Source organism: Allocoprococcus comes (assembly GCF_013300725.1).
GTDB lineage: Bacteria > Bacillota > Clostridia > Lachnospirales > Lachnospiraceae > Allocoprococcus > Allocoprococcus comes_A.
Map to the genome: position 1 here is coordinate 32,563 of NZ_JAAIMM010000013.1, position 25,676 is coordinate 58,238.

Sequence of the window (25,676 nt, forward strand, 5' to 3'; positions counted from 1 at the left end):
GAAAACAAGGAGGTGTTTTTGATGAACGGATACGGTCCATATTATATGCCACAAATGCAAAGTCCATATATGCAAGACCAACAGGCATTGCAACAGAGAATCGACCAGCTGTCACAGATGCAGAACCAGTACAAGCAGCCGATGCAGACACAGCAGCCAAACGTAAATTGGATACAGGTGAACGGCGTGGACGGTGCTAGAAACCAGATTGTACAGCCGGGTGGAACGTCATGGATGATGGATAACAATGCTCCTAGATTCTATGTTAAGTCTGTCGACAACATGGGCGGAGTGAACTTTAAAGCGTTTGAATTTAAGGAAATCCAGCCGAATGAAGCACCACAGCCGGTAACTACCGACATGGATAACCGGTATGTGACAAGAGAAGAGTTCGAGCGTTTTCTGTCGAACATAAAAGCACAGACGGAAGAGAAAGGGGAAGTGAAGCATGAGTAATCCGCTAATGGGAATGATCGGAGGAGCGAGTGGGAATAACCCATTCGGAATGCTGCAAAAGATGATGGGATTCATGAGGGGCGCACAGAATCCTGGGGCAATGTTGCAGAACATGGCGCAGAACAACCCGAACATAAAAAGGGCGATTGATATGTGCAACGGAAGAAATCCAAAAGACGTATTTATGGAGATGTGCCAGAAAAACGGAATGAACCCGAATGATATTGTAAACAAACTAAAATGATATCCTGGCGGAGTGCACACGCCTTGATAAATAAATGTAAAGGAGAACCAACATGAACGATGGTATGAGTACATTAAGTGCTGCCGATGTAGCAGCGGTAACAAGGAACAACGACAACGGAATGTGGGGCGATGGAGGATGGTTCTGGATCATCATTCTTGCTTTCCTGTTTTGCGGTAACGGATGGGGAAACAACAACGGAGCACAGAACGCTTTTGTCTCTGACGAATTCGTGAAAAGAGATATCTTTAACACAAACCAGAATGTGTCTAACACAGCTTGCGAGACACAGAGAGACGTGTTAGAGAACCGCTATACCACACAGCTCGGTTTGCAGAACTTACAGGCTCAGCAGGCACAGTGTTGCTGCAACACACAGAAAGAGATCTTACAGAGTAGATATGATGCGGCATTACAGGCACAGAACATGCAGGCACAGATGGCGCAGTGTTGCTGCGATATAAAAGAAAGCATCTTAGCAGATGGACAGGCTACACGCCAGTTAATCCAGGATAACACGATTCAGAATTTGAGAGACAAGCTCTCTGATCGTGACAGAGATTTACAGACGGCATATTGGCAGATTTCACAGGTATCACAGACAAATAACATTATTGATGCAGTGAGACCGACACCAAAACCGGCTTATATTTCTTGCAGTCCATACTTTGCGTATAACGCATTTGGTAATGGTTGCTGTGCAAGTGGGAATGTGATGTAAGTGAACGATATATCACTACTTGACTTTCTTACAGTGTACGGAGTTGCTTTGCAGATAGCGAATTTTAACAGTGATCTATCACAGGCGAGTAATTCTGACATCGAAAAACACTTGCACGAGCAAGACAGTAAGTATTTTTTAAAAATAATTGAAAACCAAAACAAAATCATAAGCATGTTGGAAGAATCCATGTCTACAAAAAAGTAGTCTTGCAAATCAAAGGGGTAGGCAGTAGTCTATCCCTTTTTTTGAAAGGAGAATTTATATGTTAAATGTAATTGCAAAAGCCGCACAGACAGTTGCGGTAAATCAGAATGTTGTATTTACGAACACAAGAGTAAAAAGCCGCCGTTGCGCTTGCGCTAGTGGATGGCTCAATCATGATGACGGTAGCGGACTTTTCGAAGTAACCAACCGCGGAAATCTCCCAATGGCAGTAGAAGTAGATTTTAACGCCAATGTTTCAGCGGCAGCTGCCGGAGCGACAGCACTTACGCTTGAGCTGAACGGCGAAGCAATTGGCGGAACTGAAATGGATTATACAGTTGTAACCGCAGAAGTATACCAGAACGTGAAAGCATCAACGCTGATTGCGATACCGTCTGGAAGTAGCTTTACAGTCTCTGTCGGAAACATCAGTGCGACTTCCGTCCTTGTGAAAGATGCAAATATCATCATCAAAAAGCTTGCCTAGAAAGGGGTGAGCTTATGATCGAATTTAAAAGCAAAATGGACGTAAGCACGCCAGAAGAGATTTTTTCGGAGATCAACAACCGGTTTATCGGAGCGATTATGATGCATGGACAATTTGCGGATTACTTTGACTTCTTGGGGTTAAGAGGGTACAAACGTCTGCATGAGTACCAGCATCTAGCAGAAAGCATAGAACGACGAAAGGTATGCAGATATTACATTAACCATCACAATGCGCTCATAAAAGAGGATTTTTCCGGCGAAGTGAATGTTATACCGGATGCATGGTACACGGCAAAAAGATTGTCTGTAGGCAAAAGCACCAAACAGAAAGCGGTAGAAGATGGATTTCTCGAATATCACAACTGGGAATCCGAGACAAAATCCGTGTATGAGAAGTACGCACAAAAACTCAGAGAAACCGGATCCGTAGCAGACGCTATTTTTGTAGAAAAATTGGTGGAAGATGTAAGCGCAGAGTTAAAAACGGTAGAACAGATGATTTCTGATCTGATATCCACGGGATATGACATGGTTTACATCACTGAAAACCAGTCGGAAATAGACGAAAAATACAAGAAAAAGTTAAAAGGAATTGAGGTGGAATGAGATGGAAGAAGTAAAAAAGATTCTCAAAAGCCAGTTGGATAGGGAGAAAGAATCAATAAAGCGTGAGCTGACGCTATCCAACCTGGATGCAATCTATAAAATAACGGGAACACTCTGCAATATTCATGAACTTGAATGCGCAGAAATGCCGACAGTACTTTCAGAAGCTTCAGAAAATCTGATTAAGAAGTACAGCAATGGAAAATACGACAAGAATATTGATGAATTATACAACAGATACATCCTTGCAAAAGAAGCATACAAGGAGAACGGAGATCAGGCACACCGGGACAAACTGATGGAATGCGTTGGAAGATTGATGGTAGAGGTTTATGATATGCTTTCCTCTATGGTCATGGATTCTGATTTTGCGGACGAGAGAAAAGAGATTCAAAAACAGATCAGAAAACTCGCAGATATGTAAAATGTGAGTACTACTTTAAAAACGGAAATGTAATAAAATAAAATAGGGAATCGGGAAAAGATTTTTTCTTCATTGCATCTCCTTTCTTTAAGAGACTCGCTAGTGGAAAACTGTATCAAGGAACGGTCGCACGTTCCGGCGAGTTTTGGCGTTATCAAATAACGCCATTTCCTCTAAATGTGATATTGGTATGATTGCTATTTTTCTTTTTGAACCTCCCCCTACGAGAAAAGAAAATGGCGAAGAATATAGCTTAACGGTAAAGCACCCGGACATCCGGGAGAATGGCGGTTCGACTCCGCCTATTCTTTTTTTGGACAGCCGAGTCCTACAAAACGGAAAACCATTGGTGACTGGTTACGCACCTATAAATAACCTAATAATGGAAGGAGCTTTTGAATGAAAACAGAAGACTTAAAAGAACAGGGTTTGACTGACGAACAGATCCAGTACGTCATGAAAGAGTACGGGAAAGACGTTAAGAAGTTGCAGAAAGACAACGAAACCTTAACGGCCGACCGGGACAATTGGAAATCCAAAGCAGAGACAGCGGAAGAAACGTTGAAAGGCTTTGACGGAATCGATCCAGAACAGATTCAGAAAGACCTGAAAGAATGGCAGAAGAAAGCTGAAGACGCTGAAAAAGATTACAAGGAAAAGCTTTACGAACGTGATTTTGCGGATGCTCTTGGCAAGGAATTTGAAACTATTAAATTCTCTAGTGAAGCTGCAAAGAAGCAGATCATGAACGATGTAAAAGCAGCCGGTCTTAAATTGCATGATGGAAAGATTCTCGGACTGAATGATCTGATCGCACAGATGAAAGAATCAGACGCATCAGCGTTCGTTGACGAAAACGCAGATAAAGCGAAAGCGGGGGCTGCCAGATTTACAACTCCAAAAACCGGAGCTGGCGCAGGAGCGGTCGGTCATGTATCTATGACAGAGCTTATGCGCATGAAGAACGAAAATCCAAACCTTGATATTTCTTCTTACATTCAGGGCAAAAATGAGTAGATATTTTTTAACCCGGAAAAGTTACGGGTAGAAAGGAAACAACATGGCATTATTCGACCAGAAAAATTTTAATGGCGAGGTTTTTGGTGCGTATGTAGATCAGACCGAGAACCTTAACAGAAACGAACTGTTAAAGTCTGGTGCTATTGTGGAAAAACCGCAGTATGCTTCGCTTCTGCCAGATCAGACAGGTGGAAACTATCTGACAAGTCTAGGAGATACGGCATCGGCAGCGAAAGACGCAGCTGACGCTACAGAAGATGCGGCAAAAGCGGCAGAGGACTATCTTTCGCCGTTGGACGATATCAACAAATTTACCGCTGAAGATTCTTCCTCTAAGTCTCCGTCTAGTGGCAGTGGTGGATCCGGTGGTGGGACCGGTGCAACAGGACCGATGTTCGAGGACGTAGCGATCACGGATATTCCTATCCTCGAAAAGCTAAAAGACATTCTTTCGCAAATTTTTAAGCCTTTTAAACAGGCATGGCAGAAAGAGGGAAAAGCTACCATAGATGCGGCGAAATTAGCTTTTAACAACTTAAAAAGCCTTGCGAAGGATGTTGGTAAAAGTATGTTGGAAGTCTGGACAAACGGAACAGGCACACAGCTGTTATCCACTACATTACAGATTGTACAAGCGATTCTGACCACGATTGGACGGATAGCCGGAAAGCTCGATGAAGCTTGGAACAAAAACAGTGTAGGTACTGCAATTATACAGGCGATTGCAGATATCTTACAAAAGATACTGGATTTCGTGAACCGTATCGCATGGGCAACAGCAGACTGGGCGGCAAAGCTTGACTTCTATCCACTTCTGGATTCCATCCGGCAGTTATTGGAGTCGGTCAGTCCGCTTGTGGAGAAGATTGGAAATTTCCTCGGCAACGTATATGAAAAAATCATACTTCCATCTTTGACATGGCTTATTGAAACCGGATTGCCGACAGTAATAGAATGGCTCGGAAAATTCTTTGATTTTCTTTCAGAACATCAATGGATTATTGATTTGCTCGGAGCAACCTTACTCGGAGCGTTTGCAGCATCGAAAATAGTTGCTCTCATCACTTCAATAATGGGTGCGATAGAACTTTTGATGTCTATTATTGGAACAGAAGGATTGATCGGATTGCTTGGCGGACCTTTGGCGGTTGCGATAGCTGCAACTATAGCGATTCTTGTACTTCTTGTAACGCACTGGGATACCGTGAAAAACACAATGAACACCATAAAAGACTGGATCGCAAATGCATTTGTCCATGACTGGACAAAAGAGTTCGGATATCTCGGCGGATACCTGAATGCGTGGTTCAAAAATATCAAAAATTTATGGGATGGCATAAAGCAGATATTTAACGGAATTATAACATTTGTAAAAGGTGTATTCACTGGAAACTGGCGGCAAGCTTGGGAGGGAGTACGACAGATATTCGCCGGAGTTTGGAACTCATTTGCAGCAATTGTAAAAGCTCCGATCAACACAATTATAGCTTTTATAAATAGTTTCCTTTACGCAATCCAGACCATGCAAAACTCTTTCGCAAACGCTCTAAACTCCATGAGTATTAGCCTACCACATTGGCTCGAAAAACTGACTGGTTTTAGTTCTGTCGGATTTAATGTCGGATATTGGAGTGCGCCGATGGTTCCATATCTTGCACAGGGAGCTGTTATCCCACCAAACAAAGAGTTTATGGCAGTCCTCGGAGATCAGAAGAGTGGTAACAATATTGAAGCACCGGAAAGCCTGATTCGCCGGATTGTAAGGGAAGAAAGCGGAAATGGTAAGGGCAGCACGTACAATGTAACCGCACAAGTAAACAGAAGAACGCTGTTTGATCTGGTTTTGGAAGAGGGAAAAGTGAGAAGAACTGTAACTGGAAGAAACCCGTTCGAGACGGTTTAGGAGGTATGAAATGGCACAAAATCATTTAAAATTTGGAACATACACGCCAACAGATCCAGACTCGGACGGATACCAGGTATCATTTGCCACAACCTCTTCTGATAAATCCGGGCGAACAATGCGAGGGAATATGAAAAATGCGGTGCTGTTCACGGTAGAAGCGTACAATCTTAAATGGACGGACATCGATGCAACGGTAGCAAGTCGCATTTTGAAAGAAGTCATGGGAAAAGACGAATTTGACTTCTACCATTTTAATGTCTACACGGCAAGCTGGGAAACCGGAAAATTCTATGCTGCAAACTTTAATGCCCCGGTGATTAGCATAGAAGATGGAAAAGAAAAATTAAGTGAATTGAGCTTTCAGGTTACTGGAATGAATCCGGTATTGTAAGGAGAAGGGAATGAAAAACGCAAGTACATTATTGAAAAAGTACATAAAAAAAGGCGGTGCGTTCTATGCCTACGCTGTGGTTACTCTGGCAACCGGAGAAAAGCTCACGCTTACATCAGACAGGGATTTCATGATAAGTCCGAACAGTTACACGGAACAGGGCGGAAGTGATGGCTTTCCGCTCGGTGCAGCTGTCTCTAAGACAATCACACTGACGATAGATAATATCGATGAAAGATATTCTAAATATGATTTTTACTATGCAAGGATCGCACTATATACAGAAGCATACAATGATTACCAAACACTTAGAGACATCAATAACGACGTAATAAAAGACGTTGAAAATGATCCGATTCTTACATTTGATCCACACATGGAAAGAATGCAAGAGGGTGTATTTACCGTTCTGAATCCGGTTGCAATCGGTGACGTGATCGAGCTGACCGCCTACGATGATATGTGGAAGTCGGACAGGACATTCTCCACGCAACTGACTTATCCGACAACAGCGTTGCAACTATTACAGGAAGTCTGTACATCTTGCGGAATGGTCCTCGGAAGTCCGACTTTCAGAAACTCGGACTTTTCTATCAGTTCTGCGCCGGGAAAGACAACTGGACGGAAGATCATCGGATATATTGCACAGTTAGCTTGTGGGAATGCAGTAATCCAAAACGGTATGCTTACCATCAAAACGCATGATTTTAGCGCATTTTCCGGCATTACAGATAGTACAAAACCAGAAAGCTTGAAAGAGGATTCTGGATATCACATTTTTGAAGATTTTGCATCTGATCCAGACATCGACACAGACAACGTGGTAATCACTGGAATCTCCACAGAAGTCGAAAGCAAAACGGGTGGAGATGCCGAAACAGTAATCAGCGGAACGGACGATTACTGCATCAAGATTACAAATCCGCTAATCAAAGGGAAAGAGCAGACAGTAGTCAATTCCATAGCTGAAATTCTTGTAGGTGCGACGCTTCGGAAGTTTAGCGGCGACTTTTTCCCGAATCCGACAGTAGAATTTATGGATTTGGCTTGTGTAGTAGACCGGAAAGACAAGGTGTACCGTACAATCGTAACAACACACGAATTTTCGTATCTCGGTGGATCATCTTTTAAATGCGATATCAATTCTCCAGAAAGACAGGCTGGCGAGTATTACAGCGAAGCAGCGGAAATCTACAATGGCATCAAAAAAGACGTTGCAAGCAATAAGAACAATATATCCAATATGCAGAATGCGATTGAGCTGCTAAACACAACACTCGAAAATGCTGCCGGGATGTATGAAAGCAACGCGAAGCAGCCAGACGGAAGTGTGGTGTCATTCATTCACGATAAGCCAACACTTGCAGAATCAAAGGTGGTTATAAAGGTGACAGCTGAAGCAATCGGCTTGTCGAATGACGGTGGCAAGACATATCCTTACGGAATCATACTTACTGGTGATTTGATTGCAAGAATCCTTTACACTGTCGGAATCAATGCAGATTATATTATATCCGGTAGAATTTCGTCAAAAACCGGAAAAGTTTTTTTTGACTTAGACAATAACGTTCTTTCGTGCAACAAAATAGTAAGTAGTGAGGATGGAACGTCATCTGATATTACATCGGTTATAGGTGCAAGCTATGTTGGCGGTAGCACTGATACAAGTGGTTATAAAGTACACGGACTGAATACATTTCATCCTGGAATGTCGAGATATGGCATAGTAATACAACCCGGAAATAATGATGAAATTCCAACTATCATAACCGGTGGAGATTCATTTTCTGTAAAAACACGAAGAGACAAAGATTCGGACATCCGTAGTGGTGGAATACAACTGACAAAAAATGGATATATGCTTTTGGCTGGTGGTTGCGGAGATAGCCTTTTTAACGATTCGTGGATTGAAAGTAATGCATACAATAGTCAATACGGGAATATAATTATTCAACCTAGATACACAATAAGCGGTTCTACATCTATATCTAACGGTATGGTGAACATCAATGGACCCGTTAATATGCACAGCTCAGACGTGAGCATTTCCGGAAGACTGACTGTTAGTGGCTCAAAAAACAGAGCAGTCGATACTGAAAGCTATGGGAAAAGACTTTTAAATTGTTACGAAACACCATCACCAATGTTCGGGGACGTTGGCGATGGAATAACGGATAATAGTGGAAAATGCTATATAAATATAGATCCCATATTTTTAGAAACAATTGCAAGCGGTTGCAAATATCAAGTTTTCCTACAGAAAAACGGAGAAGGCGATATATGGGTTGAGGAGCGATGTAAAACATACTTTATTGTCAAAGGCACTGCAAATTTAAAGTTTTCGTGGGAAATCAAGGCGTTACAGAAAGAATATGAGTACGAAAGGATAAATCAGTATAGCGTAGAAGAGGACAATATAATTGATTATGGAGATATCGGAGCAATGATGTATCAAAAGTATTTGGAAGAAATGCAAGTGGAGGTATAGAAATGAAGATACTGACGAGTTATACAAAGTTCACGACAGGCGAGGGAGAAAGAGTTACGTTTACATATTCAGAAGTGTCTGATAAAGGAGAACTCATAAGCCAAAACAATAGAGGAAACTTTATTGCTATTGATAGCGAACTTTTGAAACACATAGAAGCTGTTGACAAATATATCAGCAACAACTATCTCAAGGAGGACTAATCATGGCGAAATGGGATGAATACGGCTTAAAAGCTGGCACGTCTGCTAGAGATGAAGTCTTGATAAAGGATTCCGACACAAACACAAACAAGCGCATCACCGTTGGGGATATCCAGGAATTTGCAAACGACAAGATGCTCGAAAAAGAAAACGCCACGCTGAACACCGAAGCAAAAACCTTGATCGGCGCGATTAACGAAGTGGATGCCAAAAATGATGCCCTCGAAAAGGATAAAAAAGCCATAGAAGCTGCTCTGGAAAATGAAAAAAATGAACGGACTGCGGCTGATACAAAGGAAAAATCAGAGAGACAGGCTGAAATTGACGTTGAGCGAAAGAGAATCAATAATGTATATACAAATAAACTTGTTTCGCTTGATGAAGTTGCGCTTGTTACAGAAGAAGGATTTTTCGTGGATGCACTGGCAGTTAAAGAGTTAAATAGCAAATTGACAAATACAAATACGAATCTTGCAAAAGCCAACACTGTTTTAGAGAATAGGAAACCAATATTCATTGATTCAACGTCAACAGAAAGTGTTACATTTGACACAACCAATTTTTTAAAATCCGGCATTACGTATGCATTTGTTGTTGCAGTAAACTCGAACTTGAATAGTGGGACTTACGCGCAAGAAATCACTTGCAAGTTGAATGATGCTATAATTGGAAAAAACGGGAATTACTACATACTGACATCCATTTTTTCCGGAAAATGTTCCAAGGGTGATAGAATTCATATCACATCATACAAAAATGGTGGAAACTGGAGTGGTTGGGGTACTAGATGTATTTTTATTCCACTTTCTTAACACTACGCACATATATAACAAAACTGGAAATAAAAGGTAGAATTTGCAGAGACTTGCTTATGCCGAACTGATATCTGCATTTCTCTATTGTTGTTAAATTGCTATTTAGTTCAGAATCTCTCTAAAAAGAAGAAAGGAGTAACGATGAATATACTTTTTTTAGACCAGAAAGAACCAGTTGAAGGAAAAGTAGTCAAACAGGATGATTCACATATTCTAATTGAGGGGGTAGAGAAAAACACTTCTGGGTTTCAACTACTTACAGAGAAAGGATATGTTTTTGGTAAGTATGAAGAGTTTACTACACTTTATAAAGAAGAAGAAAATGGATTTATTCTGTCTAATGACGGAAGTGTATATGTAGAACCGGAACCAATGCCAGAACCGGAACCAGAACCAGAGCCAGAACCATATGAGCCAACTTTGGAGGACTTGCAAGAATCTAAAGTAGCTGAAATGAACATGGCACAACAGGAAACTATTGCTACAGGTGTGGATGTCGTTCTTACGGATGGAATTACAGAACATTTCTCATTGACCGAGCGTGACCAGACTAGCCTTGTTGGATTACAGGCTCAGGTCGCAATTGGAGCTGATAATATTTCCTGGCATACTTCCGATGAAGATGAACACTGCAAATTTTATAGCAATGCAGATATGGCAAAAATCACTTCGTCTGCACTATCCTATGTAACATGGCACGTAACATATTTCCGTGACTTACGCATTTACATCCGTTCGCTGAAAAGCAAGGAAGATGTAGAAAAAGTCACTTACGGAATGAATATTCCAGAAGCGTACCAGTCCGAGCCATTAAAAGCAATGTTGGCTCAAAAATCATGAAGAAGTTAAGACCGCTGATTCTGTTTCTGATTGGTGGTCTAATCTATGTATTTATCGAACTTACTGCAAGAGGACGCAGCCACTGGACGATGTTTGTAGTCGGAGGATTAGCGTTCTTCTTGGTTGGATGCATAAACGAGAAATACCGAAAGATGCCACTGGTTAAACAGATGGCTATAGGAGCGATTGTGATTACAACGTTAGAGTTTTTGTGTGGATACATCGTAAATCTATGGCTAGGTTGGAATGTATGGGACTACAGCAATATGCCACTAAATCTATTTGGCCAGATATGTTTGCCGTTTACAGCGCTATGGTTCTTTCTATCTGCTGTAGCCGTGATATTAGACGATTGGATAAGACATATATTGTGGAAAGAAAAAATGCCACATTATAAATTATTTTAAATTCAATCTCGAAAAACATAAATAAGAACAATACTCAACTAAAGGAATCCTTAACGGATTAATCAATTACAGAAAGGAAATTGATATTATGGAACAGATTATGAATTATGTAAAACCAGAGCTTGTTGTTGTAGCGATCGCACTGTATTTTATCGGAGTCTGCTTAAAAGAAGTGCAGACCGTAGCGGACAAATACATTCCGGCAATCCTTGGAGTGATCGGGATTGTGATCTGCGGTATCTACGTGGTGGCGACTTGTGACCTTAAAGGTACACAAAGATATATTCTTCGCTGATGAAGAAGAGGTATACCAGATACATCCAAAGAAATCCGAATATGTGAATCTGTCGGAAAACTGCTTGCATCTGTGGAAACCAATCGGGCACGAATTAGGAGAGCTTGTGGAGAAGAGATATGAATAAACGCACCAGAAAAGAAATGAAGCATGACCAGGACCAGCACTACGGTGGCATGATCGCACATTGCGACAGCGACACGGCAAAAGAAAGCTTTTCCAGACCGGTATATGGATACAGACAGGAATTGGAAGATGAAGAACAGGAACGGTATCTTGCGGAATGGAACAGACGACTGAAAGAGAGGAAGAAGAGAAAATGATCGAGAAGATAACGGATATTCTGTTTAATATTTTGTTTCTAATCTTTTCGCCGGTGTTACTTTTAATCAGTTTGATTTGTTTTTTTGCGCTACCGTCCAGAGATGAGCTCGGCTACATAAATGAGTGTAGCGGATGCAAGATGGGGCAAGATAAGAATTACTGTAAGAGTAAATGCAAGTATTACAGGCAAATAGAAAAGGAGAGAGAAGAAAGTGCAAGAAAAATGGATACCAATAACCGATCGTAAGCCAAACAGCATGGAATTTGTCGAAAACTATGATTCAGACCATTACGGTGCCGCTTTTTTGGCAACTGTATCCGGTAAGAAAAGCCCTATGGTTCTGTTTTATTCGCAGACCGGTCACTGGTATGATGAAAGTCGAATGGATTACGAAGTGACCGCATGGATGAAATTACCGGAACGATACAAAGAAATGGCGTGAATGCGAACGCCAAAGAATGCGATATCAATAGAAACATATTTAATGAGAAAGTGGATAATAAAAGAGGTGTAGAAATGACAAGGACGAGATATAAATACATGCGAGACTATAAGATAGGTAGCAATACAGAGAAAAAGATCCTTGATTTTTGTAGAACGGCAAAAGGAGAAGAACAAGAGGACGTTCTAGCAGCGTGCGTAGAAGCCAACAAATATATAGCACATTATATTTTTTTGAATCTGATAACTGGTGTAGGCTATGACAGAATGAGCCGAATATACTTTATCCCAGTTCAAAAGGTAGATTTCCAAGGTTATAGAAGATTGGCAATGAAAAAGTTACGTGATCTTAGATTTAAAAAGGAGGAAGAAAGTGGTTAGGATATACGTAAATGGGATCCTTACAAAAAGAGAAGATTTGGAAAAAATTGAAATAAAAAATGAAAATATAAAAAAGATTCTTGCCAGTAAATTGACGGAAAAGAAGTGATGATATAGAATTGACCTTGATAGAATCTCGGTCAATTCTTTTTTAGAGAGGAAGAGTTGACATGAGGAAAATGAATGTAGGTTATCTGAGGGTATCCACAGAAAACCAGACGGAAAAATATGGACTGGATCTGCAAAAGAACAAGATCATAGAAAGAGCCGAAAAAGATGGAGACAAGATAGACAAGTGGTATATAGATGGCGGTTATTCTGGCAGCACGCTCGACCGACCGGATATACAACGGTTATTAGAGGATTCTAAGAATGGATATATTGAAAAAGTATATATCTATAAACTCGACAGAGTGAGCCGTGACACCATTGATACGCTTGTGATTCTATATCGTACATTACCGGAATACAACGTTAAGATTGTATCCGCTACCGAAGAATTAAGTCTGGATACGCCAATGGATAAAATGAAAATCGGCATTGATGCGCTTATGGGACAGTACGAACGAGAGATTATATCCATGCGAACAAAAGCCGGAATGCTTGAGCGTGTTAAAAGCGGTCTGTGGATGGGGGGAGGACGTGTCCCGTTCGGCTATTACTATGACAGAAATGACGGGATATTACATCCAAAAGAAGACGAAGCAGAAAAAGTTCGGACCATGTATCGGCTGTATAACGATGGATATTCATGCCAGAAAATATCGGATATGCTAGGAATGAAAGGAGAAAGAATTGTTATCCAGATATTAAAAAGAAAGTCGAATATAGGATACATAGAATACAAAGGAAACATTTACAAGGGGAAACATGAAGCAATCATAGACGAAGAAACATTTTATAAAACACAGAGATTTATGGAAAAACGATCGAATAATTCTTATATCTGCAACAAATTTCTACTTTCTGGATTGTGCTTTTGCGGAAAATGTGGCGCACGAATGCGATATAAAAAATGGGCGAATAGACATGTATTAGAGTGCTATTCTAGGGATGGGTACAAAGAATACATGGTAAAAAACCCAAATTGTGACAGCAAAAGACCGGACGCAAAGGATGTGGAAAAAGAAGTGTCTGACTGCTTTAAGCGGTTTGCTGTAAATATAACAGGAAGACGTGAAAAGCAACTTAGTAAAAAAGAGCTTATTGAAAAAGAAATGAAAAGCACGGTAGACAAGCTCAAAAAGCTCTATGAATTATATGCCACAAATGAAAGTGAAACGCTATTGGAAGTGATCGGAAAGTCGGAAAAACGGGTAAAAGAACTTAGAAGAGAGCTAGACAAGGAAACGCGGGAAAAATCTCTGACCACTCCGGAGAGAATTGAAAAAATAAAAAAGATTTCGGATGTATGGGATAAATTAGATGTAAAAGAACAAAACAAAGTCTTGAAAGAATGCATAGACAAGATTGTGATTACTGACGGAAATATAGACATCTATTTTAATTTGCTGTGATTTCCCTTTACTATAATCGTCCCGATGATCATCGGTGAGATCCGGAGATTTATCCGGGACAATAATTCGATCCGTGTCAGCAGATCACTCAGGGATACCGCATATAAAGCAATTTACGCGAAAGAAAATTATGTCAAAGTAAACCAGAAAGAACCTACCGTTCAGGAAATTGCAGAGGAAATCGGGATCGCAAAGGAAGAGATCGTCTATGCGCTGGATGCGATCCAGATGCCGGTCAGCTTAAATGAGCCGGTATATAATGATAATGGAGATGCTATGTATGTGATGGACCAGATCAGTGACAAAAGGAACAAAGAAGACAGATGGGTGGAGAATCTGTCTCTTCAGGCGGCAATGGATCGGCTCGGAAAAAGGGAGAAGCATATTATCAGACTTCGTTTTTTTGAAGGAAAAACGCAGATGGAGGTAGCAGAAGAAATCGGAATTTCCCAGGCACAGGTAAGCCGCCTGGAAAAGAACGCACTCAGGGCTATGCGACAATATCTGCGAAGTGAATAGAAAAATAGAGATTTCCAGTTGAAATTTGTCAAGGTTCATACTATTATAATCATAGAACAGAAGAACAGGAGAACAGCAATGTATAAAGCGTGTATTTTTGACTTGGATGGAACTTTGACAAATACGCTGGATTCGCTGACTTATTCAACGAATAAGACGTTAGAAGAAATGGGACTTGAGACGATTACCAAAGACCAGTGCCGAAGCTTCGTTGGAGATGGAGCCAGATGTCTTATGGAGCGTGCGCTTCGTGCGTCCGGAGACACAGAGCTTAAGAGGATTGAAGAAGGTATGGAAGTGTACAGCAGAATCTTTGGAGAAAATTGTATGTACCATGTCCGTCCTTATGATGGCGTTGTTCAGATGTTAGATTCACTGAAGAAGAAGGGAATAAAGATTGCAGTATTTTCCAACAAACCACATTTGCAGGCGATCGATGTAGTGGAAAGTACATTTGGAAAAGAATATTTTGACCATATTCAGGGGCAGGCGGGTGAATTTCCGAAGAAACCGGATCCGGAAGGACTTCTGTGGATACTTGATAAATTAGGGGTATCGCCGGAAGAAGGAATATACATAGGGGACTCGGATGTAGATATGAAGACAGGGAAGGCTGCCGGTATGTTTACAGTCGGAGCAGAATGGGGATTCCGGACCAAAGAACTTCTTGTGGAGACAGGAGCAGATGCGACAATTGCACATGCTGAAGAATTGCTTAACTATTTATAGTTCAGATGAGAAGATTTTTCTGTGAGAAAGATAAGGGAGGGTTGCCTGTATGTATGAGTATGATGAAGAATGTCTGCAGACATTCCTGAATATGCAGTCACAGCTTTTTGATGAGCCGGTTGCAGAGACACTGGAAGAAGCAGAAGCATTTCTGGAAGACTGTATGGCGGTTGTTGTAGATTCTATTAAGGATGTGAGAGATTATCTGGATGAAAGCGGAGCGGACATCAGTGGTATGAGTGATGAAGAGCTGGAAGAGGCTTCAGAAGTATTCGCACTTCCGAACGGACAGTATCTGATCGTAGAAGGTTAATAAAAGAAAAAGAGCTGCGGCATCAGTTGTTTGCCGCAGCTTTTTTGAGCGCATCACGGATGGCGTTGACAAGAAGCTGAGAAGTATAGGGACTGTCGGTTGAAATAGTCAGGTTATCAAGAGACTGGGACTTGCAGATCTGATCAGCCAGATCATCGAGAGATGGCTGAAGGAGTGGGTACATGGCAGTTACAGTTTCGTTCAGATTGGAAATGCGGATGGAATCGATCGAAGCGTCTGAGACAGAAACTTCCAGTTCCAGATTTTCGTTTCCAAGTGTGAAAGAAGAGGTATAAACGCCGGGTGTATATTTTTTATCTGATACAGAGGAATGCCGGCTTCCGGAGAACATAAAGAATAAAAGACAGAGGATGAGAATACCTAAAGTGGCAAAAATAACGGTATAGATAATTTCTTTCATGTGAAGTACGATAATTTTTGTTTTGGAACTCATAAAGAACCTCCTTAGGCAGTATGGAATTTCGGCATGTAATGCCGCTTAATAAACTATATGAAAAGAAAGAACCGTTTATGCATGAGAAATGCGTGACAAAAGAGAAAGGATTTAGTAGAATCAGGAAAGAGAAAAAGCAGAGGTGAATAGAATGTTTGTAATTGCAGGACTTGGAAACCCGGATGAAAAGTATCAGGGGACAAGACATAATGTTGGATTTGATGTAGTGGACCGTTTGGCGGAGAAATATCAGATAGCAGTCGATACAAAAAAACACCGTGCCCTTATCGGGAAGGGTGTGGTCGAGGGACAGAAGGTAATTCTTGTAAAGCCACAGACTTACATGAATCTGAGTGGGGAGAGTCTCCGCAGTCTGGTGGAATATTACAAGATCGATCCGGAGAAAGAGCTTCTGGTGATCTACGATGATATCAGTCTGGAAGTCGGACAGCTCAGGATCCGCAGAAAAGGAAGTGCCGGTGGGCATAATGGAATCAAAAATATTATTGCCAATCTTGGAACCAGTGTGTTCCCACGAATCAAGGTAGGTGTGGGAGAAAAACCGAAAGGATATGATCTTGCAGATTATGTTCTCGGAAAATTTTCCAAAGAGGACCGTGTACTTATGGAAGAAGGATATGATCTTGCCTGCGAAGCTTCTGTGCTGATCATGCAGGGAGCGATTGACCGGGCAATGAACGAATACAACCAGAAAAAGAAAGAATAAGAGGAGGCAAAAAGCGATGCATGCACTTACGGCTCCCTTATCTGAACTGGCAGAGATTGAAGAAATCTATGGAGAGCGGGGGCGGGAACCGGGAATGCTGCTCCTTTCCGGGTGTGTGACATCACAGAAAACCCATCTGATGTATGCGCTTGGGAAAGGTTATGCACGTACACTGATCGTTCTTTCCAGTGAAGATAAGGCAAAAAAATTATATGAAGAATATCGTTTCTTAAATGAAAATACCAGCTATTATCCGGCAAAGGATCTTCTGTTTTACCAGGCAGATATCCATGGAAAACAGCTGGTCAAACAGCGGATGGAAACTCTGCAGATGATGATGGAGGCAGAAGCAGAAAGCCAGGTCACAGTCATCACAACGATTGATGGATTCATGGATGAACTGCCGCCGGAAGCAGAAGTGAAAGGGGATATCCTGACTATTTCAAATGGTGAAGCAGTGGAATTTGAATCCCTCAAGGAGAAGATCGTAAAACTTGGTTATGACAGGGAAGCCCAGGTGGATGGACCGGGACAGTTTGCTGTTCGTGGTGGAATCATTGATATTTACCCGCTTACCGAGGAATTGCCGATCCGTATTGAATTCTGGGGAGATGAAGTGGATTCGATCCGTACTTTTGATGTGGACAGCCAGAGATCGGTAGAAAATCTGGAGCAGATCGTTATTTACCCGGCGGATGACAGACTGGGAAGTGACAGAAAAGTTTCTTTTATCAATTACTTTGATCCGAAGGACACGTTGGTGTTCCTGGATGAACCGGCCAGGCTTCTGGAAAAAGGACGTCTGGCAGAAAACGAAGTAGAAAAGGCGAGAGAAAATCGCGCAGAAGAAATGGCAAGAACCGGGGAGATGGAAGAAGCCCCGGAGTTTTTTGCGACCGATGAAATCGTAAAATTTCTGAACCGGTTCTGCATGATCGGGATGTGCGCGCTGGAAATGAAATGCAAGCCGTTTTTTGTGAGAAAGCGGTTTGGAATTCAGGCAAAAAGCGTCAACCCGTATAACAGCAGCTTTGAGATGCTGACACAGGATCTCAAAAGACTGAAAAGGAACGGATACCGGGCGGTTCTGATTTCGGGATCCAGGACAAGAGCAAAGCGCCTGGCGGAGGATCTGCGGGATTATGATCTGAGTAGTTTTTACAGCGAGGATCAGGAACGTGAAGTGAAACCAGGGGAGATCATGGTATGCTACGGGCATATAGAAGTCGGATATGAGTATCCGATGATCAAATTTATTGTTATTTCCGAGTCGGATATTTTTGGCAAGACAAAGAAGAAAAAGAAACGGAAAAGTTACGATGGACAAAAAATAAGCAGCTTTTCGGATCTGAAACCGGGGGATTATGTGGTACACGAGAATCATGGACTTGGAATTTACCGGGGAATCGAAAAGATTGAAGTTGATAAGGTGACAAAGGATTATATGAAGATTTCGTATGCTGATGGTGGAAATCTTTATATTCTTGCCACACAGCTTGACCAGATCCAGAAGTATGCCAGTGCAGATGCTAAAAAGCCGAAACTTAACAAACTTGGAGGACAGGAATGGCATCGCACGAAGAGCAAGGTAAAGACAGCAGTCTGGCAGATAGCCAAAGATCTGGTGGAACTCTATGCAGTACGGCAGTCCAAAGAAGGATTTGTCTATGAAAAGGACACGGTCTGGCAGAAGGAATTTGAAGAAATGTTTCCATTTGAGGAAACGGAGGATCAACAGCTTGCAATCGAGGCAACAAAACGGGATATGGAAAGTCCAAAGATCATGGACCGTCTGATCTGTGGGGATGTGGGATTTGGAAAGACAGAGATTGCAATCCGGGCAGCATTTAAAGCAGTGCAGGAGAACAAGCAGGTTGTCTATCTGGTCCCTACTACGATTCTTGCACAGCAGCATTACAACACTTTTGTGCAGCGGATGAAAGAATTTCCAGTAAGGGTGGATCTGTTATGCCGTTTCCGTACACCTGCGCAGCAGAAAAAGACGATTGAAGACCTGAAAAAAGGACAGGTTGACATCATTATCGGAACCCACCGGGTACTGAGTAAGGATGTGTCATTTAAAGATCTGGGACTTTTGATCATTGATGAGGAACAGCGCTTTGGGGTACAACATAAAGAAAAGATCAAAAAACTGAAAGAGAATATTGATGTTCTGACACTTACGGCAACACCGATTCCACGAACACTTCATATGAGTCTGATCGGGATTCGTGATATGAGTGTGCTGGAAGAAGCTCCGATCGACCGTATGCCGATCCAGACCTATGTGATGGAGGAGAATGATGAGATGGTCCGGGAGGCAATCGAAAGAGAAATTTCCCGCCAGGGACAGGTGTACTATGTCTATAACCGTGTCCAGGATATAGCTGAAATGGCAGCGAAGATCCAGAAACTTGTGCCGGATGCAAATGTGGCATATGCACACGGGCAGATGCGGGAGCACAAACTGGAAGACATCATGTATGATTTCATCAATGGAGAAATTGATGTTCTGGTATCGACGACGATCATCGAGACCGGACTTGACATTTCCAATGCCAATACCATGATCATCCATGACGCGGACCGGATGGGTCTCTCCCAGCTTTACCAGCTCCGGGGAAGGGTTGGCAGATCGAACCGTATGGCATACGCATTTCTCCTATATAGAAGAGACAAAATGCTCCGGGAGGTTGCAGAAAAACGACTTTCCGCAATTCGTGAGTTTACCGACCTTGGCTCCGGCGTAAAAATTGCCATGCGGGATCTGGAAATCCGTGGGGCAGGGAACCTGCTCGGTGAAGAACAGCATGGTCACATGGATGCAGTGGGATATGACCTTTACTGCAAGATGTTAAGTGAGGCAGTCCGTCATCTGAAAGGAGAGATTCCGGAAGAAACCTATGCGACAACAGTGGATCTGAATATTGATGCCTATATCCCTGCATCTTATATTCCGAATGAGTATCAGAAACTGGATATCTATAAACGGATCGCAGCAATCGAGACAGAAGAAGAGCAGGATGACATGTTAGAAGAACTGATCGACCGTTTTGGTGATCCTCCGCGCAAGGTACAGCAGCTTCTGATGATCGCACAGCTGAAAGCAAAAGCACATGCAGCTTATATTATTGCGGTAGAGCAAAAAGGGGATGAGTACAAATTTACCATGTATGAGAAAGCAAAGGTAAATGTAGCAAAGATTCCGGATCTGCTTGCAAAATATAAAGGAGAACTGACCTTTAAGGCAGATACGGAGAATCCATATTTTATTTACTGCAAACGCAGAAAAAATAAAAAGGAAAAAGCAGAACAGATTCTCGAAAATACAGGGAAAATTGTTGAAGATATACGGGAACTTGTCGAAGAATAATGTGTATTTTTTATGAAAAAGATTGCCAGTAGTGGAAAAAAACGATATACTATACGAGTGCACGATGAAGAATCATGCACGATGGAGAGAAGATCAAGGAGGAAATTTTATAAATGAAAAAAAGAGTGGTTGCCTGTATACTGGCAGTTGCCTGCATTGCATCTTTAAGTGGATGCGGCAGTAAGTTCAACGGGCAGAATACAGTAGCGGAAGTTGGAGATGAAAAAGTTACTGCGGATGTAGCGAACTTTTTTGCAAGATATCAACAGGCACAGTTTGAGACAACATATGGAAGTTATCTGGGAGATGATTTCTGGGATAAGGAAGTTTCAGATGGAAAGACTTATGAACAGAATTATAAGGATTCAATCATTGATACCCTGGAAGAATTGTATATCCTGGATGAACACAAGGATGATTATAAGGTTTCATTAAGCGATGATGATACGAAAAATATCGAGGATGCTGCGAAAAAATTTGCTGACAGTAATGACAGTGATACAAAAGAGGCAGTATCGGGCGATGAAGAGACAGTAAAAAAAGTACTGGAGCTTCTGACAATCCAAAATAAGATGGAAACAGCTATGACCGCGGAGGTAGATACAAATGTATCTGATGAGGAAGCTGCACAGAAGAAAATGCAGTATGTGCTGTTCTCTACAAAGACAACGGACAGTGATGGAAATTCGACAGATATGTCAGATGACGAAAAAGCAGAAGTGAAAAAGAAAGCAGAAGATTTCCAGAAAGATGCGGCTTCGGCAGAAGATTTTTCTGTATTTGCAACAGCAGCAGGAGTTTCCGCAACTGATCTGACATTTGATTCTGATACAACTTCACCAAACGAAGATCTGATCAAAGCAGCAGACAAGTTAAAAGAAGGCGAAGTGACAGATGTGATCGAAGCAGACAATGGTTACTATGTTGCAAAGCTGGTCAGCCTTCTTGACCGTGATGCAACGGATACCAAGAAAGAGTCCATTGTATCGCAGAGAAAGAGTGACGAGTATCAGTCGATTTATAAGAAATGGAAAAAGAAAACTGATATTAAAGTACATAAAAAAGTATGGAATACAATCAGTTTTGCTGATCAGGGCGTAACGGTTAAGAGCACGACCGAAGATACAGGCACATCTTCAGACTCTTCATCAAAATAAGCGTCTGACTTAACAACAGGGAAGTACGACAGGAGGAGAGATTAGGATGGAATCAATAGGTATAGTATTGAAGGATATCATGGGAAATAGTGCGGTGTTTATAGCCGGAAAAGAAGCCGTGATTATTTCAGCTGTTTCAATTGTTATATCAGTTCTCATTGGAATTTTAGGTTTGAAGCTGATCCGTGTCTGGAATGCACTGACTGGATTTATTGCAGGGGCACTGCTTGGATTTGCTGTGACATATCTGCTGGGACTGGAAGCTGTTCCGGTACTGATCGCAGCCGGAGTTGCAGGTCTGATCCTTGCAATACTGAACGGTGTATTCAAGAAGTTCGGAGCTTTCTGGGTATGCTTTCTGGGAGCGGCAGGTATAGTACTTGCGATTACAAATGCAGGGAATTGGATCATGCTGGCAGTCTGTGGAGCAGTCGGACTGATTTTCGCAATCCTTGCGATGATCTGGTTTGAACCATTCGTGATCATTGCGACTGCATTAACAGGTGGTTTTGGAGCAGGAATGACGATCTATGATCTGGCAGGTCTGAAAAATGTGATTTTCATGTGGATCATTTCGATTGTGATTACATTTATCGGAATCGTGATCCAGTTTATTATGAAGTCAAGTGAGATTAACAAGAAGCAGGTTCGAAGAGCAAATGCGATCAAGAAAGAGACTTCAAAGGAAGAAGAAATAGAGATGGCAAGAACCATGCTGATCGATCTTGATGAGGATGAAGATGATGACGAATAACTAAGAGTGATGGGAGGATGTATCGGAAAAAGATACATCCTCTTTTGCATATGAGACCAGTAACGATTCTGGTGAGTGCAGGCAATAGAAGAAACTGGTATTTCTTGCAGCGTTGTAAAAAAAGGGGTATAATAAAAATAGTTTCAACGATTTAAGATCTGGAGATGAAAATATGAAGATAGATATGCATTGTCATGTAAGAGAAGGATCAATTGACAGCAAAGTGCCGATTGAAGAATTTATTAAAAAGCTGCAGTCTAAAGGCATTGACGGAATGCTGGTTACAGATCATGACACCTATAATGGATATCGGCACTGGAAGAATACGATCAAAGGGAGAAAATACAAAGATTTTGTCGTATTGAAAGGAATAGAGTATGATACACTGGATGCGGGACACATTCTGATCATTATGCCACAGGGGGTAAAGATGCGTCTTCTGGAGCTGAGAGGGCTTCCGCTTTCGCTTCTGATTGATTTTGTGCATCATAATGGCGGGATCTGTGGACCGGCACATCCATGCGGAGAAAAGTATCTGAGCTTTACCAACACGAAAAGATGGCAGAAAACTCCGGAGCTGATTGAAAAATTTGATTTCATAGAGACGTTCAATGCCTGTGAACCACCGCAGTCTAATGAAGGGGCGAAGTATCTTGCTGAGAAATACGGGAAACCGGGAACCGGAGGAAGTGATGCACATAAGCTGGATTGCGTCGGTATGGGGTATACGGAATTTCCGGTGCGGATTGAGACAGAGCTGGATTTGATCCGGCAGATCAGGGAAAAAGAAGAAATCCGGTCCGGTGGAGAGTATTATACAAAGACGACAAAAGATAAGATTGGAAAACTCAATAAGCTACTGATCTTTTCTTTCTGGTTTTATAACCGGGGTGGTGCACTTCTGAAAAAGCATACGCGTAAAAAGAAGATCAATAAAGAACAGCCACTTGATGCGATCGATCCGATTGAGATCCCGTATCTGGACAAGATTAAGAGAAAGCATTGAAATTAGAATGCTTAAGGATAAAAGAAAATCCATCTTATTCCTTTCATTTGATGAAAGGAACCGGATGGATTTTTTATGGCTTATTTCTTTCAGTTTGTTTCTCGGATCTTTAAAGGATGCTCTTTAAAAGCGGAGAAAGCAACTTCTGTACACCAGCTTAAAAAGGCATATATAAAGAAGCACTGAAATAAATAATATAGATGCTGTGCAGTGATAAAAAAGCCTCATTGAGTCTGCTGAAAAAAATGTGTAATCCTTTTTACTATATACAGAAAGGAAAGGTGTGTAAACGAAAAAATGTGCTATACTGAAAACATGACATGGAAGGAGCTGGTAAGATGCTGGAAGAAATGATGCCAAGATGGGTTCCGACAGAAACAGTAAACGGATTTGAAATCTGTCCCGGACTGTACCGGGATGAGGGGGCGACTGCATTTCAGTCGGCAGTTAATTTTACAGTACATTCAAAGGGAGCTGTGACTTGTGAACTTCTTTTATTTCATAGGAAGGAACAGGAGCCGTATGCAGTGATTCCATTTCCGGAAAATTGTCGGATCGGGGATGTATTTTCCATGATGGTATTTGGGCTGGATATTGAAGAATTTGAATATGCGTACAGGCTGGATGGACCGTGGAAACCGGAGGAAGGTCTGCTGTTTGATAAAAAGCATATTTTGCTGGATCCTTATGCAAAGGCGGTTACCGGGCAGAGTATATGGGGGAAAGCACTGAATACCGGAGGATACCGCGCCAGAGTAGTCCGGAATAATTTCTTCTGGGGCAGTGAAAAGCCCGATAAGATCCCGATGGAAAAACTGATCATCTATGAGATGCATGTCCGGGGATTTACGAAGATGGACAAAAGCGTCCGTTATCCGGGAACCTTTGCCGGAATTAAGGAAAAGATCCCTTATCTGAAAGAGTTGGGGATCAATGCGGTGGAATTGATGCCGATCTTTGAATTTGATGAGCTGCAGGGAAGCAGGGAGGTTGACGGAAAGAAACTGATCGATTACTGGGGCTACAATACGGTTAGCTTTTTTGCACCGAATACGAGCTATGCGGCATCAACGGAATACAACCGGGAAGGGGTAGAATTAAAAGAACTGATCCGGGAACTACATAATAATCAGATTGAGGTGATTCTGGATGTGGTGTTCAACCATACGGCAGAAGGAAATGAATGCGGACCTTTTATCTCATTTAAAGGATTTGACAATCAGATCTATTATATGCTGACACCAGATGGAAAATATTATAATTTCAGCGGCTGTGGCAATACTGTGAACTGCAATCATCCGGTGGTGATCAAAATGATCCAGGACTGCCTGTGGTACTGGGTGGCTGAGTACCGGGTGGACGGATTCCGGTTCGATCTTGCCTCGATCCTGGGAAGAAATGAGGACGGATCACCAATGGAAAATCCACCGCTTGTGAAAAATCTTGCCTATGATTCTCTGCTTGCGGATACAAAACTGATCGCAGAGGCATGGGATGCCGGCGGACTTTACCAGGTCGGAAGTTTTCCGGCATTTCGCAGATGGTCGGAGTGGAATGGGAGATACCGGGACGATGTGCGGGAATATTTAAAAGGAGGCTTATGGGCAGCAGGGGCGGCGCTTCAGAGGATTGCCGGTTCTCCGGATATTTATGATACCAGGATCCGCGGAAAACATGCTTCTGTGAATTTTCTGACCTGTCACGATGGATTTACCATGTATGATCTTTATTCGTATAATCAGAAGCATAATGAGGCAAATGGATGGGGAAATCTGGATGGAAGTGATGACAACCGGAGCTGGAACTGTGGGGCAGAGGGGGAGACCGATCAGGTGATGGTTGTTGAACTGCGCCACCGGATGATGAAAAATGCTTTTGCGGTCCTGCTTTGCAGCAGAGGGACACCGATGTTCCTTGCAGGAGATGAGTTTGGTAATACCCAGTTCGGGAATAACAATGCTTACTGTCAGGATAACGAGATTTCCTGGCTGGACTGGACAAGAAAAGAAAAGTTCCAGGATGTATTTGATTTCTGTGCTTATATGACGGCATTCCGGAAACGCCATCCATCGATCACAGGAGATGCAGGGGCAAGCAGTCTCGGATTTCCGGAAATCAGTTTTCATGGGGAAGTACCGTGGGAGATGGATCTTTCCGGACAGGAGATCCGAACGGCAGCTGTCATGTTTGCGGGATACGATGACAAAAAGGCAAAAGAGGATTGTGTGTATCTTCTGATGAATCCATACTGGGAAGGTGTCTGGGTAGAACTGCCGCAGCTTCCGAGCGGATACAGCTGGCATGTAGCGGCAAATACCGGGGATAAAAAGCAGGAAATTTATCAGAAGCCGGTACGGATTTCGGAGGAAAAAATTCTTGCGGGACCGAGAAGTGTGATCGTTCTGGAGGCAGATCAACAATAAAATGCTATTGACAAGCGGGTACTCTTCCTTTATAGTAAGGGTACT

General features: G+C 42.1%; 29 protein-coding genes, 1 tRNA gene and 1 pseudogene. 30 read left to right on the top strand and 1 reads right to left on the bottom strand.

Annotated elements, in window-relative coordinates:
- Positions 1–21: 21 nt before the first annotated feature.
- The 24 genes and pseudogenes from G4407_RS08540 (at position 22) to G4407_RS08650 (ending at position 15,737) form a co-directional block, all read left to right on the top strand.
- Entirely contained in the window at positions 22–456 is a 435-nt protein-coding gene (locus tag G4407_RS08540; RefSeq protein WP_173688531.1) for a hypothetical protein, read from the top strand.
- Entirely contained in the window at positions 449–700 is a 252-nt protein-coding gene (locus tag G4407_RS08545; protein WP_173688532.1) for a hypothetical protein, read from the top strand. The genes G4407_RS08540 and G4407_RS08545 overlap by 8 nt, the downstream gene beginning before the upstream one ends.
- A 52-nt stretch (positions 701–752) precedes the next feature.
- Positions 753–1,421, top strand: a complete 669-nt coding sequence (locus G4407_RS08550) for a hypothetical protein (RefSeq protein WP_173688533.1) — start codon at positions 753–755, stop codon at positions 1,419–1,421.
- Between the two features lie 265 nt (positions 1,422–1,686).
- Positions 1,687–2,115, top strand: a complete 429-nt coding sequence (locus tag G4407_RS08555; RefSeq protein WP_173688534.1) for a hypothetical protein — start codon at positions 1,687–1,689, stop codon at positions 2,113–2,115.
- Positions 2,116–2,129: 14 nt separating this feature from the next.
- Positions 2,130–2,723 carry a hypothetical protein gene (locus tag G4407_RS08560; protein WP_173688535.1) on the top strand — a complete coding sequence of 198 codons (594 nt, stop codon included), beginning with the start codon at positions 2,130–2,132 and terminating at the stop codon, positions 2,721–2,723.
- A 1-nt stretch (position 2,724) separates the two neighbouring features.
- Positions 2,725–3,147 (top strand): hypothetical protein, encoded by a 423-nt coding sequence (locus G4407_RS08565; protein WP_173688536.1) that lies wholly within the window; start codon positions 2,725–2,727, stop codon positions 3,145–3,147.
- Positions 3,148–3,389: 242 nt separating this feature from the next.
- Positions 3,390–3,458, top strand: a tRNA-OTHER gene (locus G4407_RS08570).
- Between the two features lie 88 nt (positions 3,459–3,546).
- Entirely contained in the window at positions 3,547–4,164 is a 618-nt protein-coding gene (locus tag G4407_RS08575) for a phage scaffolding protein (protein ID WP_173688537.1), read from the top strand.
- Between the two features lie 43 nt (positions 4,165–4,207).
- Positions 4,208–6,070, top strand: a complete 1,863-nt coding sequence (locus tag G4407_RS08580; protein ID WP_173688538.1) for a phage tail protein — start codon at positions 4,208–4,210, stop codon at positions 6,068–6,070.
- A gap of 10 nt (positions 6,071–6,080) precedes the next feature.
- A complete protein-coding gene (locus G4407_RS08585) occupies positions 6,081–6,464 on the top strand; it encodes a hypothetical protein (protein ID WP_173688539.1) in 384 nt (127 codons plus the stop codon).
- Between the two features lie 10 nt (positions 6,465–6,474).
- Positions 6,475–8,952, top strand: coding sequence for a hypothetical protein (locus tag G4407_RS08590; RefSeq protein WP_173688540.1), 2,478 nt, complete (start codon positions 6,475–6,477; stop codon positions 8,950–8,952).
- Positions 8,953–8,954: 2 nt separating this feature from the next.
- Complete coding sequence (locus tag G4407_RS08595) at positions 8,955–9,155, top strand: peptide chain release factor 2 (RefSeq protein WP_173688541.1); 201 nt, start codon at positions 8,955–8,957, stop codon at positions 9,153–9,155.
- A 2-nt stretch (positions 9,156–9,157) separates the two neighbouring features.
- Positions 9,158–9,967 (top strand): hypothetical protein, encoded by an 810-nt coding sequence (locus tag G4407_RS08600; protein WP_173688542.1) that lies wholly within the window; start codon positions 9,158–9,160, stop codon positions 9,965–9,967.
- A 144-nt stretch (positions 9,968–10,111) separates the two neighbouring features.
- Complete coding sequence (locus G4407_RS08605) at positions 10,112–10,810, top strand: hypothetical protein (protein WP_173688543.1); 699 nt, start codon at positions 10,112–10,114, stop codon at positions 10,808–10,810.
- Positions 10,807–11,217 (top strand): putative ABC transporter permease, encoded by a 411-nt coding sequence (locus G4407_RS08610; protein WP_173688544.1) that lies wholly within the window; start codon positions 10,807–10,809, stop codon positions 11,215–11,217. Before G4407_RS08605 ends, G4407_RS08610 begins: the two co-directional genes overlap by 4 nt.
- Positions 11,218–11,305: 88 nt before the next feature.
- Positions 11,306–11,512, top strand: coding sequence for a phage holin family protein (locus G4407_RS08615; protein ID WP_173688545.1), 207 nt, complete (start codon positions 11,306–11,308; stop codon positions 11,510–11,512).
- Positions 11,475–11,639, top strand: coding sequence for a DUF7694 domain-containing protein (locus G4407_RS17170; RefSeq protein ID WP_420314999.1), 165 nt, complete (start codon positions 11,475–11,477; stop codon positions 11,637–11,639). The genes G4407_RS08615 and G4407_RS17170 overlap by 38 nt, the downstream gene beginning before the upstream one ends.
- Positions 11,632–11,835, top strand: a complete 204-nt coding sequence (locus G4407_RS08620) for a hypothetical protein (RefSeq protein ID WP_173688546.1) — start codon at positions 11,632–11,634, stop codon at positions 11,833–11,835. Before G4407_RS17170 ends, G4407_RS08620 begins: the two co-directional genes overlap by 8 nt.
- 213 nt (positions 11,836–12,048) lie before the next feature.
- Positions 12,049–12,279, top strand: a complete 231-nt coding sequence (locus tag G4407_RS08625; protein WP_173688547.1) for a DUF551 domain-containing protein — start codon at positions 12,049–12,051, stop codon at positions 12,277–12,279.
- The gene (locus G4407_RS08630; protein WP_173688548.1) at positions 12,240–12,659 is read left to right on the top strand and encodes a hypothetical protein; all 420 of its coding nucleotides are present in this window, start codon (positions 12,240–12,242) and stop codon (positions 12,657–12,659) included. Before G4407_RS08625 ends, G4407_RS08630 begins: the two co-directional genes overlap by 40 nt.
- A 170-nt stretch (positions 12,660–12,829) precedes the next feature.
- Positions 12,830–14,176, top strand: coding sequence for a recombinase family protein (locus G4407_RS08635; RefSeq protein WP_173688549.1), 1,347 nt, complete (start codon positions 12,830–12,832; stop codon positions 14,174–14,176).
- 9 nt (positions 14,177–14,185) lie between these two features.
- A pseudogene (locus G4407_RS08640) lies at positions 14,186–14,695 on the top strand (sigma-70 family RNA polymerase sigma factor); the annotation flags it as partial.
- 78 nt (positions 14,696–14,773) lie between these two features.
- Positions 14,774–15,424: an HAD family hydrolase gene (locus G4407_RS08645; RefSeq protein ID WP_173688550.1), complete on the top strand. Its 651-nt coding sequence runs from the start codon at positions 14,774–14,776 to the stop codon at positions 15,422–15,424.
- 49 nt (positions 15,425–15,473) lie between these two features.
- A complete protein-coding gene (locus G4407_RS08650; RefSeq protein WP_008371877.1) occupies positions 15,474–15,737 on the top strand; it encodes a hypothetical protein in 264 nt (87 codons plus the stop codon).
- Between the two features lie 22 nt (positions 15,738–15,759).
- Here G4407_RS08650 and G4407_RS08655 read toward each other — a convergent pair whose 3' ends face one another.
- Complete coding sequence (locus G4407_RS08655; RefSeq protein WP_173688551.1) at positions 15,760–16,191, bottom strand: FMN-binding protein; 432 nt, start codon at positions 16,189–16,191, stop codon at positions 15,760–15,762.
- 151 nt (positions 16,192–16,342) lie between these two features.
- On the opposite strand from G4407_RS08655, the gene pth reads away from it, so the two are divergent.
- The 6 genes from pth to glgX all read left to right on the top strand — a co-directional run bounded on the left by pth (position 16,343) and on the right by glgX (position 25,631).
- Positions 16,343–16,918, top strand: a complete 576-nt coding sequence (gene pth, locus G4407_RS08660) for an aminoacyl-tRNA hydrolase (RefSeq protein WP_173688552.1) — start codon at positions 16,343–16,345, stop codon at positions 16,916–16,918.
- Positions 16,919–16,934: 16 nt separating this feature from the next.
- A complete protein-coding gene (mfd, locus tag G4407_RS08665) occupies positions 16,935–20,291 on the top strand; it encodes a transcription-repair coupling factor (protein ID WP_173688553.1) in 3,357 nt (1,118 codons plus the stop codon).
- Positions 20,292–20,404: 113 nt separating this feature from the next.
- Positions 20,405–21,448 carry a peptidylprolyl isomerase gene (locus tag G4407_RS08670; protein ID WP_173688554.1) on the top strand — a complete coding sequence of 348 codons (1,044 nt, stop codon included), beginning with the start codon at positions 20,405–20,407 and terminating at the stop codon, positions 21,446–21,448.
- Positions 21,449–21,494: 46 nt separating this feature from the next.
- Positions 21,495–22,202, top strand: a complete 708-nt coding sequence (locus G4407_RS08675; protein ID WP_173688555.1) for an ABC-2 transporter permease — start codon at positions 21,495–21,497, stop codon at positions 22,200–22,202.
- 172 nt (positions 22,203–22,374) lie between these two features.
- Positions 22,375–23,208, top strand: a complete 834-nt coding sequence (locus G4407_RS08680; protein WP_173688556.1) for a PHP domain-containing protein — start codon at positions 22,375–22,377, stop codon at positions 23,206–23,208.
- A gap of 338 nt (positions 23,209–23,546) precedes the next feature.
- Positions 23,547–25,631, top strand: coding sequence for a glycogen debranching protein GlgX (gene glgX / locus G4407_RS08685; protein ID WP_243259141.1), 2,085 nt, complete (start codon positions 23,547–23,549; stop codon positions 25,629–25,631).
- Positions 25,632–25,676 lie beyond the last annotated feature (45 nt).

Excerpts from the sequence above, each read along its gene's own strand:
- G4407_RS08600 (WP_173688542.1), top strand. The coding sequence starts at position 9,158 with ATGGCGAAATGGGATGAATACGGCTTAAAAGCTGGCACGTCTGCTAGA.
- G4407_RS08545 (WP_173688532.1), top strand. The coding sequence starts at position 449 with ATGAGTAATCCGCTAATGGGAATGATCGGAGGAGCGAGTGGGAATAAC.
- G4407_RS08675 (WP_173688555.1), top strand. The coding sequence starts at position 21,495 with ATGGAATCAATAGGTATAGTATTGAAGGATATCATGGGAAATAGTGCG.
- G4407_RS08585 (WP_173688539.1), top strand. The coding sequence starts at position 6,081 with ATGGCACAAAATCATTTAAAATTTGGAACATACACGCCAACAGATCCA.
- glgX (WP_243259141.1), top strand. The coding sequence starts at position 23,547 with ATGCTGGAAGAAATGATGCCAAGATGGGTTCCGACAGAAACAGTAAAC.
- G4407_RS08620 (WP_173688546.1), top strand. The coding sequence starts at position 11,632 with ATGAATAAACGCACCAGAAAAGAAATGAAGCATGACCAGGACCAGCAC.
- mfd (WP_173688553.1), top strand. The coding sequence starts at position 16,935 with ATGCATGCACTTACGGCTCCCTTATCTGAACTGGCAGAGATTGAAGAA.
- G4407_RS08680 (WP_173688556.1), top strand. The coding sequence starts at position 22,375 with ATGAAGATAGATATGCATTGTCATGTAAGAGAAGGATCAATTGACAGC.
- G4407_RS08650 (WP_008371877.1), top strand. The coding sequence starts at position 15,474 with ATGTATGAGTATGATGAAGAATGTCTGCAGACATTCCTGAATATGCAG.
- G4407_RS08555 (WP_173688534.1), top strand. The coding sequence starts at position 1,687 with ATGTTAAATGTAATTGCAAAAGCCGCACAGACAGTTGCGGTAAATCAG.
- G4407_RS08595 (WP_173688541.1), top strand. The coding sequence starts at position 8,955 with ATGAAGATACTGACGAGTTATACAAAGTTCACGACAGGCGAGGGAGAA.
- G4407_RS08590 (WP_173688540.1), top strand. The coding sequence starts at position 6,475 with ATGAAAAACGCAAGTACATTATTGAAAAAGTACATAAAAAAAGGCGGT.
- G4407_RS08550 (WP_173688533.1), top strand. The coding sequence starts at position 753 with ATGAACGATGGTATGAGTACATTAAGTGCTGCCGATGTAGCAGCGGTA.
- G4407_RS08560 (WP_173688535.1), top strand. The coding sequence starts at position 2,130 with ATGATCGAATTTAAAAGCAAAATGGACGTAAGCACGCCAGAAGAGATT.
- G4407_RS08610 (WP_173688544.1), top strand. The coding sequence starts at position 10,807 with ATGAAGAAGTTAAGACCGCTGATTCTGTTTCTGATTGGTGGTCTAATC.
- G4407_RS08565 (WP_173688536.1), top strand. The coding sequence starts at position 2,725 with ATGGAAGAAGTAAAAAAGATTCTCAAAAGCCAGTTGGATAGGGAGAAA.
- G4407_RS08540 (WP_173688531.1), top strand. The coding sequence starts at position 22 with ATGAACGGATACGGTCCATATTATATGCCACAAATGCAAAGTCCATAT.
- G4407_RS08670 (WP_173688554.1), top strand. The coding sequence starts at position 20,405 with ATGAAAAAAAGAGTGGTTGCCTGTATACTGGCAGTTGCCTGCATTGCA.
- G4407_RS08655 (WP_173688551.1), bottom strand. The coding sequence starts at position 16,191 with ATGAGTTCCAAAACAAAAATTATCGTACTTCACATGAAAGAAATTATC.
- G4407_RS08615 (WP_173688545.1), top strand. The coding sequence starts at position 11,306 with ATGGAACAGATTATGAATTATGTAAAACCAGAGCTTGTTGTTGTAGCG.
- G4407_RS08630 (WP_173688548.1), top strand. The coding sequence starts at position 12,240 with ATGGATGAAATTACCGGAACGATACAAAGAAATGGCGTGAATGCGAAC.
- G4407_RS08635 (WP_173688549.1), top strand. The coding sequence starts at position 12,830 with ATGAGGAAAATGAATGTAGGTTATCTGAGGGTATCCACAGAAAACCAG.
- G4407_RS08580 (WP_173688538.1), top strand. The coding sequence starts at position 4,208 with ATGGCATTATTCGACCAGAAAAATTTTAATGGCGAGGTTTTTGGTGCG.
- G4407_RS08575 (WP_173688537.1), top strand. The coding sequence starts at position 3,547 with ATGAAAACAGAAGACTTAAAAGAACAGGGTTTGACTGACGAACAGATC.
- G4407_RS08645 (WP_173688550.1), top strand. The coding sequence starts at position 14,774 with ATGTATAAAGCGTGTATTTTTGACTTGGATGGAACTTTGACAAATACG.
- pth (WP_173688552.1), top strand. The coding sequence starts at position 16,343 with ATGTTTGTAATTGCAGGACTTGGAAACCCGGATGAAAAGTATCAGGGG.
- G4407_RS08605 (WP_173688543.1), top strand. The coding sequence starts at position 10,112 with ATGAATATACTTTTTTTAGACCAGAAAGAACCAGTTGAAGGAAAAGTA.